The 11,939-nt window shown below is 62.7% G+C and carries 10 protein-coding genes; 3 read left to right on the top strand and 7 right to left on the bottom strand.

Annotated features, from left to right (window positions below; all coding sequences use genetic code 11):
- Positions 1-265, bottom strand: a 265-nt coding sequence (locus tag ACLPJJ_RS03480) for a hypothetical protein (protein ID WP_443589500.1), incomplete at its 3' end; no start/stop codon positions are given.
- A 510-nt stretch (positions 266-775) separates the two neighbouring features.
- Here ACLPJJ_RS03480 and ACLPJJ_RS03475 point away from each other — a divergent pair.
- The gene (locus ACLPJJ_RS03475; protein WP_443589499.1) at positions 776-2,068 is read left to right on the top strand and encodes a transporter; all 1,293 of its coding nucleotides are present in this window, start codon (positions 776-778) and stop codon (positions 2,066-2,068) included.
- Positions 2,069-2,114: 46 nt separating this feature from the next.
- Here ACLPJJ_RS03475 and ald read toward each other — a convergent pair whose 3' ends face one another.
- Positions 2,115-3,233: an alanine dehydrogenase gene (gene ald / locus ACLPJJ_RS03470; RefSeq protein WP_443589497.1), complete on the bottom strand. Its 1,119-nt coding sequence runs from the start codon at positions 3,231-3,233 to the stop codon at positions 2,115-2,117.
- Between the two features lie 152 nt (positions 3,234-3,385).
- Here ald and ACLPJJ_RS03465 point away from each other — a divergent pair, with 152 nt between their 5' ends.
- On the top strand, positions 3,386-3,847 hold the full coding sequence (locus ACLPJJ_RS03465; RefSeq protein ID WP_443589495.1) for an Lrp/AsnC family transcriptional regulator: 462 nt from the start codon (positions 3,386-3,388) through the stop codon (positions 3,845-3,847).
- 64 nt (positions 3,848-3,911) lie between these two features.
- Here ACLPJJ_RS03465 and ACLPJJ_RS03460 read toward each other — a convergent pair whose 3' ends face one another.
- From ACLPJJ_RS03460 to ACLPJJ_RS03440, 5 genes are all read right to left on the bottom strand, one after another.
- Positions 3,912-6,920, bottom strand: a complete 3,009-nt coding sequence (locus ACLPJJ_RS03460) for a Hint domain-containing protein (RefSeq protein WP_443589493.1) — start codon at positions 6,918-6,920, stop codon at positions 3,912-3,914.
- Between the two features lie 417 nt (positions 6,921-7,337).
- Positions 7,338-8,084, bottom strand: coding sequence for a methyltransferase (locus tag ACLPJJ_RS03455; RefSeq protein ID WP_443589491.1), 747 nt, complete (start codon positions 8,082-8,084; stop codon positions 7,338-7,340).
- The gene (locus ACLPJJ_RS03450; protein ID WP_443589489.1) at positions 8,081-8,704 is read right to left on the bottom strand and encodes an alpha/beta fold hydrolase; all 624 of its coding nucleotides are present in this window, start codon (positions 8,702-8,704) and stop codon (positions 8,081-8,083) included. Before ACLPJJ_RS03450 ends, ACLPJJ_RS03455 begins: the two co-directional genes overlap by 4 nt.
- Positions 8,701-9,882: an aminotransferase class I/II-fold pyridoxal phosphate-dependent enzyme gene (locus tag ACLPJJ_RS03445; RefSeq protein WP_443589501.1), complete on the bottom strand. Its 1,182-nt coding sequence runs from the start codon at positions 9,880-9,882 to the stop codon at positions 8,701-8,703. Before ACLPJJ_RS03445 ends, ACLPJJ_RS03450 begins: the two co-directional genes overlap by 4 nt.
- Positions 9,883-9,947: 65 nt before the next feature.
- Complete coding sequence (locus ACLPJJ_RS03440) at positions 9,948-10,412, bottom strand: DUF2147 domain-containing protein (RefSeq protein ID WP_443589487.1); 465 nt, start codon at positions 10,410-10,412, stop codon at positions 9,948-9,950.
- A 136-nt stretch (positions 10,413-10,548) separates the two neighbouring features.
- Between ACLPJJ_RS03440 and ACLPJJ_RS03435 the strand changes: the two genes are divergently transcribed.
- Positions 10,549-11,877: an OmpP1/FadL family transporter gene (locus ACLPJJ_RS03435; RefSeq protein WP_443589485.1), complete on the top strand. Its 1,329-nt coding sequence runs from the start codon at positions 10,549-10,551 to the stop codon at positions 11,875-11,877.
- The last annotated feature ends 62 nt before the right edge of the window (positions 11,878-11,939 follow it).

The raw sequence follows: 11,939 nt of genomic DNA, 5'->3' as shown, positions 1-11,939 counted from the left end.
CGGTGCTGCCGCTGGTCGCGGAGCTGTTGCCGGTGCCAACCGAAGCGGCATTCTTAACCGGGATTGAGACAGTGTTGTCAGAGGCCGTGGTATTGTCGCTCTTGTTGGTCGAGGTGCCGCCGCTGGTCGCAGAGCTGCTGCCACCAGCCGCCACGGAATTTTTGACCACCGGGATAGAGACGTTGGTCCCGCCGTGACCGCCAGCCATGGCAATGCCGCCAGCCAGGATGAAAAGGGCGGAACTCGTAAGAAGAAGTGAACGCATGATAGTCCTCCTCGTGTTGATGGGATGAATTTGCTTGGGCCGAGATGACTGTTGACGATGCAACTTGGTCACGCCGGAATAAGAGCAAGCCGTGTGCCAAAACGATAGTTTCGTCGAGCGGAATGAATAAATCGCGATGTATCAGCGGCTTCCGTCTTTAAATTAATGTCGCATGAAATCTTTTTGTGCAGCTGCACTGGCTGTTGAAACTGTAACGCTTTACAGTAACGGGTGTAACGCCTTGGGCATTCCGGTTGGGTCAACGTAGGAGAGGGAGGCTAAGAAAATGAATTAAAAATACGGTATTGCAATATAAAATCGTTTACAAACCGGCTTTGACCGTTCCATACTTCCCCAAAAACAGGGGAGCTATCAATGTCGAGGCATTCGCGTCTTTCGGCACGTCATTGCGTAATTCCACAGTCGCGAGCCCTGGCGATGCTTCCGATTTCGGTGGCTATGGCTGTCGCGGCGGCAAGCCCTGTACGGGCGGAGACGCAGCAGGATAAGATGTCGGCTCTGGCAGCGACCATCGAGGCGCAGCAGGAGAAGCTGAATCAGGAGGAGTTGCAGCTTGAGGAGCAATCGCTCGAGTTGAGCCGGCAACAGCAATTGCTCGACACCGAAATGGCCAGCCTGCGTGGCGCAGGCCAGGTCGGAAAAACAAAAAACAAAGGGCCGGCGAGCGCTCCGGCCTATACGCCTATATACACGCAGCCAGAGCAGGAGTCTGAACAGGCAGCTGCGCCGGAGTCCGGGCAGGCGTCCGACCAGGGAGCCGCGCAGCAGCCCGTCGGGGCGGAGCAGCAGCAGGCGCAGCAACAAAACCAGAACCAGCGGACGCAGGTCATTCTGCAATCCTCTACCACGCTGTCGAATACAGGTGGGGTGCTGACACCCAAGGGGCAGCTGGTCATCGACCCGTCGCTTGAATATGACTACTGGACCCAGAACCAGCTCAACCTGAACGGGTTTACCATCGTTCCCGGTATTACCTTCGGCAATATTTTTATTTCGCGTGTCGATCAGCGGTTTGTCACCGCGGCGGTCACCGCCCGTTACGGCCTGACGGATCGGCTTGAGATCAACCTGAAGCTTCCTGTCGTCGGGTCCTTTGGGTCGGAGACAGCGCAGGAGGCCGGGACAAGCGCCACGCCTATCGACGTGAGCCAAAGTAACGGCAATATTGGCGACGTTCAGCTCGGTGCCTCGTATCAGTTCAACAGCGGGGAGAATGGCTGGCCCGTGTTCGTCGGCAATCTGCAGTTCAAAACGGCGACCGGCCAGAGCCCATACGATGTTCCGATCTACAACGCGGCGAACACCACGGACACGAACATTATCGGGGTCCCCAAGAGGCTGCCCACAGGCACGGGGTTCTATGCATTGGAGCCCAGCATGACGGTGTTTTACGCCAGCGCGCCAGGCGTGCTGTTCGGCAATCTTGAATTCATCGAGAATTTTAGCAACACATTCAATATCCCCAATCCGAGCGGCGCCCCCCCCACGCGGGACGATCTGCAACCGGGCAAGGCTGTGGCTGGCACGTTCGGCATCGGCTTTGCGCTGAACGACAGGGCTTCCATGACTTTCAGCTATCAGGAGGAGCACGTGTTCGCCTCGTCGGAGAATGGGAAGCAAATCCCAGGTTCGACCTACGATTTCGGCACGTTCGATTTCGGCATTGGCTACGTGATTTCGCCGCACACCAATCTGAACATCGGCGTTGGGATCGGCGTTGGGCCTTATGCCCCCGCGGCGAAGATCCTCGTCGAGATGCCGACCCGGTTCAACATCTTTTAAGACGCAAGGCATCCGGGCCGCATGACGCGGCCCGGATGAGTCAGAGTCAGGCGGCCAGCGCGGTTTCCACTGGACGCAGCGCCAGGCCAAGAGCGGCAGCCACGGCCGGGTGGGTGATAGCACCTCCCTGCACGTTCAGCCCGTCGCGCAGATGACGGTCATCGGCCAGAGCCTTCTTCCAGCCCTTGTCGGCCAGCGCCATGATATACGGCAGCGTGGCGTTGTTCAGCGCGAAGGTGGAGGTGCGGGCCACGCCGCCTGGCATGTTGGCCACGCAGTAATGGGTCACGCCGTCCACCACATAGGTGGGGTTGGTGTGGGTGGTGGCCTTGGAGGTCTCCGTGCAGCCGCCCTGGTCGATGGCCACGTCCACGATCACCGAGCCCTGGCGCATGGTCTTCAGCATGTCGCGCGTCACCAGCTTGGGCGCGGCGGCGCCGGGGATCAGCACCGTGCCGATCACGAGGTCGGCCTGCGCCACCAGCTTGGCTACGGTGTCGCGGGTGGAGTAGGCGGTCTTCACGCGGGTGCCGAAGGTGCCGATGATCCGGCGCAGCACGTCCGGCGAGCGGTCCACCACGGTTACGTCCGCGCCCAGGCCCGCGGCCATCAGCGTGGCGTTGGTGCCGGAGACGCCGCCGCCCAGGATGACGACATTGGCGGGCAGCACGCCGGCCACGCCACCCAGCAGGACGCCAGGGCCGCCATAGGCGTTCTCAAGATACTGTGCGCCAACCTGCACAGACATGCGGCCCGCCACCTCGGACATGGGCTGCAGCAGGGGCAGGGTGCCGGCGGGGCTGGTCACGGTCTCGTAGGCGATGCAGGTGGCGCCGGAAGCGATGAGGTCCTTTGTCTGCTCCGGATCCGGGGCCAGGTGCAGATAGGTGAACAGCAGCTGATTGGCGCGCAGCTTCTTGCGCTCCACGGCCAGCGGCTCCTTAACCTTCACGATCATCTCGGCGGCGCTCCACACCACGTCGGCATCGGCGGCGATCTTGGCGCCAGCAGCGATGTAATCTTCATCGGTGAAGCCGATATTCTTGCCAGCGTTGTGCTCCACCAGCACCTCGTGGCCCTTGCTCACCAGCTCATGCACCGCGCCGGGCACCATGCCCACGCGGTCTTCACGGTCCTTGATTTCCTTGGGTACGCCGATACGCATTTATTGTATCCTTCCGGGTTGTTCCTGGCCGCGGCGGCCTGGAATCGAAGGATAGTGTTGGTGTGGCGTAATTTTTCACGATTTATTGGTAGCATACAGGATAAAATTGGTGAAATATTCGTTGTATATGAAATATACTCGAAGAAAATTGTATGCCATCGCTCGACGACACCGATATCAAGATCCTTAACGCCTTGCAGCAGGATGGCCGGCTATCCAACGCCGAGCTTGCGGCCAAGGTGAACCTCTCGCCCTCGGCCTGCCTGCGGCGGCTGCATCTGCTCATGGCGGGTGAGCTGGTGGCCGGGACGCATCTGGTGCTGGACCAGAAAATGGCCGGCTATCCCGGCACGGCCTATGTATTCATCACGCTGGACGGCCAGGACCGCAAGCAACTTGACGCCTTCGAGGCTCGCATCAAGCTGATCCAGCAGGTGCAGGAATGCTACCTGCTCGCAGGCCAGGCCGATTACCTGTTGCGGGTTGTCTATAAGGATGCCGAGGATCTGGAGCGCCTGCACTCGGAGGTGCTCACCCGCTTGCCGGGCATCCGCCGCGTGCAGTCCACCATGACGCTGCGTACCGTCAAACGCACCTCGATGCTGCCGCTATAGGCGCCAAAACAAAACGGGGCAGGCGTCGGCCTGCCCCGTTTCATATGTCTGGCTCCAACCGGGCTCAGGCCGCGTTGGCGGCCGTGCCGTTCAGGCGGCAGCGGATGGCCATTGGCACCTGGCGGTGCGATTTGGCGCGCGGGTAGGGCATTTCTTCGATCGCCTCAGCCGGAGCCTCGCGCTCATCCCAGTTGTGGAAATGCATGCGGTCCACGTTGTCGACGAAGCTTTCCGCCGGCACCCCTTCGGCGAGCAGCAGCTCATGCGTCGCCATTTCCACATGGTAGTAGGTGAACTGCTCCGGCACATCCTGCTCGCGCACGATGCTGGTGCCGTTCACCAGCGCCCCGGCCTGGACCAGGATGCCGTCGATAAACACCGCGTGATCTGGCGAGAGCAGCAGATCGCGCACCGGGAGGCCGTTACCCAGCGCACCCGCCTTGATGCGGATGGGCAAGCTACGCAGCGGGTCCGCGAAGCGCGTATGCACATGGCTCTGGCCGACCCAGCGCACGGGCTTGGCGCCATTCGCGGTCAGCACCAGATCGCCTGCCTGCAGCGCCTCCACAGGCACTTCGCCATCCGGCGTGGCAATGCCGGTGCCGGGGTAGAAGCAGAGATGGATCATCAGCTGGCCCGTGGATTCCTCCAGGACCATCGAGCTTGCGGAAACCCCGTCGGCGAGGCTGACATCGATCGTGACCGATTCACCGTTGGTTGCGTCCGTTACCACCAGCGTGCCGTTATTGTAGCTATCCGTCAGCTTGTCGGTAGTGCCGCTCAGGCTGAAATTGCTGGAGCCGAGGATGATGTCATCCGTGGCGCCGAAATTGGTCAGCGCCGTGTTCAGCACATGGCCGGTAACGTCGGTGCCGGTGAAGTCAGCGACGCTATGGGTGCTGTTGCCCTGCATGTTGATGACGCCGCCGGTGGCGCCGGCAAGGTCGAGCGTGCCGGCATCGATGATGCTGGCGACGCTGGAACCGGCGGCCAGAGAGGCGGTGACGCCGCTGTTCACGGTCAGGGTACCGGCGCCGGTGATGCTGGCGGTGTCGCTGAAGTTGCTGGCGATGGTGGCCTGCGCGCCGGAGGCGATGGTGATCGCCGCGGCGTCGCTGCCGCCGAGGGTCAGCGTGCCGGAATCGGTAATGCTGCCCAGGGTGGTGCTGCCGAGCAGGGTCGCGGAACCGAGGGAGCCCACGACGAGCGTGCCGGTGCCCGAAAGCGAGCCGGTGTCGTAGAGGCCTGCCTTGCCGGCCACGGTGATGAGCCCGTTCTCGCTCACCCCGCCCGAGGAGATGGAGGCGGTGCCGGCGGCGATGCTCACCGTGTCATAGTTAGTGATGATGTCGCCCGGGGCGGTGCCGCCGCTAAAGTTGCTGGCCTGCTCGAAGCTGCCGGTGCCGGAGGTCGAGAAGGTGAAGCTGGTGGCGGTGGTGGGGGCGAGTTCGATCTCGATGCCGGAACCGCTCTCCAGGGCCACGAAGGAGGCGGTGGAAAGCGTGCTCGCCGCGGTGCCGGAGAGTGTGATCTGCGTGCTGCTGACGATGCTGCCGGTGGAGCTGCTGGTGTCTTCCACCATCAGCGCGCCGGTCGTGCTGTTGTAGCTGAGCGTGAGCCCGGTTCCGGCGCTCGGCTGGGCCAGCACGTTCGAGCCGATGATGATGTCGTCATTCACCCCAAAGCCGGTTACCTTGCCGCCAAAGCCGGAGGTGTTGTCGTTCAGGATCAGTGTGTTGGGGGCGGCGCTGGTGCCATGGGTACCGAACAGCACGGTGACGCCGGTATCCGTGCCGGTGGTGTTGTCGAGCGCCAGGGTGGCGCCGTTGTCGATGAACAGGGTGCCATTGCCGCTGAGGCTGGAGTTCACCTGCACATCCGTGCCGGAACCGGTGACGCCGATAGTGCCGCTGACGGTCAGCGTTGGCGTGCTGGTGCCGCCCAGAGTGACGGTCCCGCCGCCGAAGGTGGTACCGCCGGAAAGCGTGGACCCGCCGAGCTGGATATCTTCCTGCTTGGAGGAGTTGGTGCTGGTGGCGACGCCGCTACTGATGCTGCCGGCCAGGGTGATGGTGGTCAGCACGCTGCCGTTGGTGGTGATCAGGTCCGTGGTGCTGCCGTTGGCGACCAGCGTGGCGTTGGAGGTGCTGGTGAAGCCGTTCACGATGATGGTGTCGGTCGCGCCGAAGCCTGCCACCGTGCCGCCGAACAGCGTGCCGGCGTTGATTTGCAGCGTGTTCGCCGAGGTGTCCGCGAACAGAACCTCTTCGTTCGCGGACACGGTGCCGGACAGGATGGCGTTGGCCCCGCCCTCGAGTTCGATATAACCGTCGATCGAGGTGGAACTGGCGGCAGTGTTGGCGCCGTCGAGCACCGAGGAGGAAATGTTCAGCGTGCCGCCGTCATCGACGATCCAGCCCGCGTTGTAGAAATTGGCGACGGTGCCGGAGTTGCCATTGGTGGCGGTGATGTTGAGGTCGCCGCCGGAGGCAACCGTGATCAGCCCGTAATTGATCAGCCCGTGCAGCGCCTGCTGGTTGCCGCCGGTGGTGATGTTGGCGATGGTCAGCGTGTCGCTCGAGCCGATGGTGATGAGGCCGAAATTCTCGTTGATCGTGTCAACGGTCAGCGTGTCGGTGCCGAGCGCGACGAGCTCCATGTGCGAGTCGTAGCTCGGGGTGCTGATGGTCGCGCCATGCAGGCCGGAGATGGTGCCGCCCGCCGCGGTGATGGTGTCAGTATCGCCATAGAACACACCCATGGCGATGCCCTGGATGGTCAGGTCCGCGCCGCTGGTCAGGGTGATGAGTTCACCGCCGATCTGGGTTTCCAACAGGCTGGTGACGTCCTGGTTGTCGGTGGTCAGGGTTTGGGCGACATAGATCTCCGTGGCGCCGCTCGCGCGCGGCGAGATCGTCGGCTGATTGCTGATGGAGCCCGAGATGACGACAGTCTGGCTGCCGGTGGCCGAGATTGTCGGAACCGCGCCAGTGCTCCAATTGCCCCTGGTGAACCACGAGTTGTCCGTGGTGAACCACGAGTTGGACGTATTGCCACTCCAGGTATCAGACATTCTCTTAGTCCCTCACAAGGCAGGTGAAAATTAGTTAATAATGCGGAAGCGTCAGAGTATTAGAACAATCGCCCGTAACATTGCTAGAGCGTTTTGTATAAAAAAATAGAAAAAGGAACAAGCTTTCGAGATGGTGGCTGGATCACACAAAAAAACGCTGAAAGTTTCAGGGGATTTCGAAAAATTACCAAATGGTCAAAAAAATGTGAACAGGTCGACGCCTGGCCGCCGGAGGTCGTGCTGCTGTCAAAATAGCGGAGTTGCGGCTTTTATCCTCTATCGCGCCAAAAATTGCGCCAAAATGCGACTCGGTGCCGGGTAAAAAATGTCAAATATGACGAACGTTTAATAATACGGACAACCTGCATGACGTCAGCGTGGGCGTCGGCCCGTGTATCGCAACCGCTAATTGCGGTTTCAGCGGTGAATCTCACCGTACAGCACATGGTAGGTCACGGCGACTCCGCCGCGCAGGGCGTGAAGCACCTTACGGAAAGCGCCGGGTGGCAGCGGGCGGTGGCCTGGGGCCGGCTCGCTTGCGCCCAGGGTTTTCAGCGCCCGGGCAAAGGCCTGGCCCGAGGCATGATGTTCGACGAGGAATTCTTCCTCGATCGTGCCGGTTGCGCCCGGCGGCCAGGGGAAAGGCGCGGCCTCCGGGTAGTCATGCAGCCCGCAGGGCAGGCCCAGCGCCGCATGCGCCGCGCGCCATTCGGCAAAGCTGCCTGTGCCCAGCGTGGCGAAACACAGCCTTCCGCCCGGCGCCAGGAGCCCGCTGAGCCGGGCCAGCGCGCCGGGCAGGTCGGCGAACCATTGCATGGCGAGGCTGCTGGCGATCAGCTCGAACTTTCCCTCCATCCCCTCGGGGTGTTCGCCGTCGACCACGCGGTATTCAGCCCGCTCGCCCAGCCGGGCGCGGGTGCGTTCCAGCATGGCCGGCGAGATATCCGTGAGCAGCAGCCGGGCAGCGGGGAAGGCGGTGGCGAGTTCGGCGCTGAGCAGCCCCGTGCCGCAGCCGATTTCCAATATGCGTGCGGGCGGAGCGGGCAGGCGGCTGACGGCCCGGCGTGCCAGGCGCAGCGCCACCTCGCGCTGCACGGCGGCGACGCTGTCATATGCCGCCGCCTGGCGGGTGAAGGCGGCGGCGATGCGGGATTTGTGGCTCATAGGCGTTCCAGTTCGCCGCGCAGTCGTGCCGCGCACCATTCGGGGGCTTCGAGCGGCAGCAGATGCCCGCCCTCATGCCAGATGATCCGCTCCTCGGGGAAACAGGCGCGGCTCATCGCGGCGGAGACGAGTCCATCCTGGCGGCCGCACAACGCGGCGGTTACCGGCATGGGTCGTGGATCCCAGCTGGAGAGCCCCTGCAAACCGGCGGCGAGTGTCTCGGCGCAGGGGGGGGCGGGCAGGGGCGCGGCGCAGCCCTGGCGGGTGCGGAACTCACTCACCACTTCGGCGGGCGAGGTGGCCAGGCGGGACTGCATGCGCTCCAGCACGCGCGGGGTGATGCCCTCGGCGAAACCCTCGCCCCGGGCGAAGCGGGTAAACCCATTGATGGCCACCAGCCCATGCCAGGGCAAAGGCTTTTGGCGCAGCAGCCAGAGCAGCCCGAAGGAATGCCCCACCGCCAGCACCTTCCGCTCCGGCGGCGGCGCGGGCTGCGTGGGCTGGCCGAAAAAGCCGAGATCCCAGGCCAGCGTCTCCTCCGGCGCGAAGCACGCGCGCAACGGGGCCCAGAACCCGGTATCGAATCCCCAGCCATGCACGAGCAGCAGCAGCGGCTTCATGATGCGGCGCGGGCCAGTCGGATGACGGCTTCGGTGAGGGCGGCGATATCCGCCTCGCTGTGCCGGGCGGAGAGGGCGAAGCGGATTCGGCTGGTCCCGGCTGGCACCGTCGGCGGGCGGATGGCCACGGCCAGGAAGCCCTCTGCTTCCAGTGCCCGGGCGACACTCATGGTCCGCTCCTCGCCGCCCATGATCAGCGGCACGATCTGCGTCACGGAGGTGCTGGTATCCAGCCCAGCGGCGTTGAGCGCGGCACGGAAACTCTCCGCCATGCGGGCGAGGTGCGCGCGTTCGGCGGTAAGGGCAGGGACCAGATCCAGCGCCGCGTCCATGGCCCCCAGCACGGCCGGGGGCAGGGCGGTGGCGTAGATCACCCCGCCGCAGCGATTCACCAGATACTCGCGCAGCGCTGCCGAACACGCCACATAGGCGCCGAATCCGCCCATGCCTTTGCTGAACGTGCCCATGGCCAGGCCCTGGCGCAGCCCGTGCGCCAGCCCGAAGCCATTTTCGCCCAGCACGCCGGTGGCATGCGCCTCGTCGAGGTACAGGAACGCGCCGTAACGCTCCGCCAGCGCTTGCAGCGCCGGGACGTCGGCGCAATCGCCATCCATGCTGAATACGCTCTCGGTGATGATGAAGCGCGGGCGCGGCGAGTCCTTGCCGCGCTCCAGCAGCTCTTCCAGATGGCCGAGATCGTTATGGCGGAAGCGGATCTGCTTTACCCCGGCACCGATACAGCCCTGAATCAGGCTAGCATGGTTCAGCCGGTCGGCATAGACGAGCGGTTCCGCGCCAAGGTACCGGGCATCGAGCAAAGCGGGCAGCAGCGTTAAATTCGCCTGCACGCCGGAGACGAGGATCAACGCCGCCTCCGCTCCCTTGGCCGCGGCGAGCTTGGTCTCGATCTCGGGGAAGGGCGGCAGATTCCCGGCCACGAGTCGTGATGCCCCGGCCCCGGCGCCCCAGCGTTGCGCATACGCGCAGGCGCGCCGGATCAACTCCGGATGGTGCGACAGGCCCAGATAATCGTTTGAGGAGAAGTTGAGCAGCGTACTGCCGCCATCCACGCGCACCCGCCCATCGGCCAGTCTGTCCGCCACACGCAGCCGACGGCGGCGCCCGGCAGTTTCCAGCGTCGCCAGCCCGCTCAGCCAAACCTCGTCAAAGTCACGCATCATAGTCCCCGCCACGGGTCATAGAGCGATTTCGCGTCCAGTGGCAGGGGGGAGGCTTTTGCCCGTCAGCCGGTGCAGGGCGTGAGCGGCGTGGCCGGCTTGGTCCAGACCGTGGAGCGGCCGATGAGCGTGATGCCGATATAGCCGCGCACATGCAGCTTGCCGTCATCGCCCACATGCATCACCGACTTATAAGTATTGCCGCTCTCCGGATCGTAGATCCAGCCGCCGCGCCAGCGGCCATCGTCGCCCGGCGTGAAATTGCCGAGGATCTGCAATCCGCAGAGCAGGCGTGGGCGCAGCGCCGGGTCGTTATTATGGATGTCGGTCTTCGGCTTTCCGGCCTTGTCCAGCGGAACGCGCAGCCATTCAATTTTGCCGCAGAGCTGCCCGCCGCAGGGGGCGATATAAATTCCGGCCTTGCCGGCTTGGTCCATCCACCAGCCCTGTACGTCCTGAGATTGCGCCCGCGCCGCCCCGGCCCAGACGATGCAGGCAGCCAGTGCCAAGCCTGAAAAAATTTTTTTCATTCGGCGTTCGAATTTTGCTTGCATTTCCACTCTCGTTATCAGTTATACAGTACACAATACGTTAGCTTAATGCCCTAAAATCCGAACGAATCAAGTGCGGGTAACAAATATTAGGGACAATAGGAGGAGGCAAGAAATGTTTGTGGAGAGAAAAGAATACAATAAGCTCGTCCGGGTCTCGGCGCTTGCTCTTGTGGCCGCGCTCGGCACGGCTGGCCAAGCCTATGCCGCGGGCTATGCCCTGAGCGAGGGAACGGCCGATTCATTGGGTACTGCCTTCTCAGGCGCCCCGGCCAAGGCTTATGACGCCAGTACCGCCTATACCAACCCGGCCGGCATGGCGTTGCTGGATAATAACGAATTCACCACTGGGCTGAGCTACATCGACCCCACCGTGAAATTCAGCGGCACGGCCACCGACCCGGTCACCGGCGGCAATACGACCGGTGTTACGGGTGGCAGCCACGGCAACAACATCTCTCCGGCTGCCTCGGGAGCGTCGTTCTTTGTCTTCAAGCTGGCGCCGGCGTGGCGCCTCGGCTTTTCCTTGACCGCGCCGTTTGGTCAGCGAATCGCCTATCCGGACGATTTCGTCGGCCGCTATCAGAGCCTGGTCACCAGCGTTACCGATATCAATCTCGGGATGGCTGTGTCATATAAGGTGAACGACCATTTCTCTGTCGGCGGCGGTCCGAATATCGATTATTTCGATGCGCGTCTGACGCAAGCGCTTGCCACGCCGTTATCGCCGGTCACGGGTCAGGATGCGTTTGCCGATGTTCACGGCAATAATATTGGTTTCGGCTATAATCTTGGCGCACTCTACAAGTTTGACGATGCGACGCGCATCGGTATCGATTATCGCTCGCGCATCCGGCACAATATTGACGGTGAAACGAGGGTCACCGTGCCGTCGATCTATTCCACTATTAGTCCGCCGCTCGCCTCCTATCTGAAAAGCCTCACTACTGGCAACCGGACCAACGTTACTCTGCCGGATATGCTGAGTGCCGGCATCTACCACCAGGTCACGCCGCAGCTCGCGCTGGTGGGCAGCGTTGAATGGACCGATTGGTCGCTGTTCAATAAGCTGGACATCAGCCACACCAATGGTACGCCCGCCACCATCATCTATCAGAACTGGAGTAACACCTGGTATGTTGGCGTCGGCGCCAATTATCAGCTGACCGAGAAGCTGATGCTGCAAGGCGGCTTTGCCTTTGACCAATCGCCGGTGACGGATTCCAACCGTACCACCCGGATACCGGATTCGAACCGTTACGATCTCGGCTTTGGCATGCAGTATCAGGTGCTGCCCAGCACGACAATGCAGATCGCCTACCTGCATTTGTTCTCGCCGGGCGGGAGTATCAATAACTCCGCCGGTGCCGCTGCGGGTACGATCATCGGCAACTACAGCATCTCCGATAACAGCGTCACTGCTGGCCTGACGGCGAAGTTCTGACCATCGGTGAAACATGCGCGTCACACCCTCCAGCAGTGCCGGATCGGAGCACGCTCCGATCC

It is taken from the genome of Acidocella sp. (assembly GCF_052326845.1).
In the GTDB taxonomy this organism is placed as follows: Bacteria; Pseudomonadota; Alphaproteobacteria; order Acetobacterales; family Acetobacteraceae; genus Acidocella.
The sequence above is the reverse complement of the archived record's forward strand: the minus strand, read 5'-3'. Positions and strand labels throughout refer to the sequence as shown.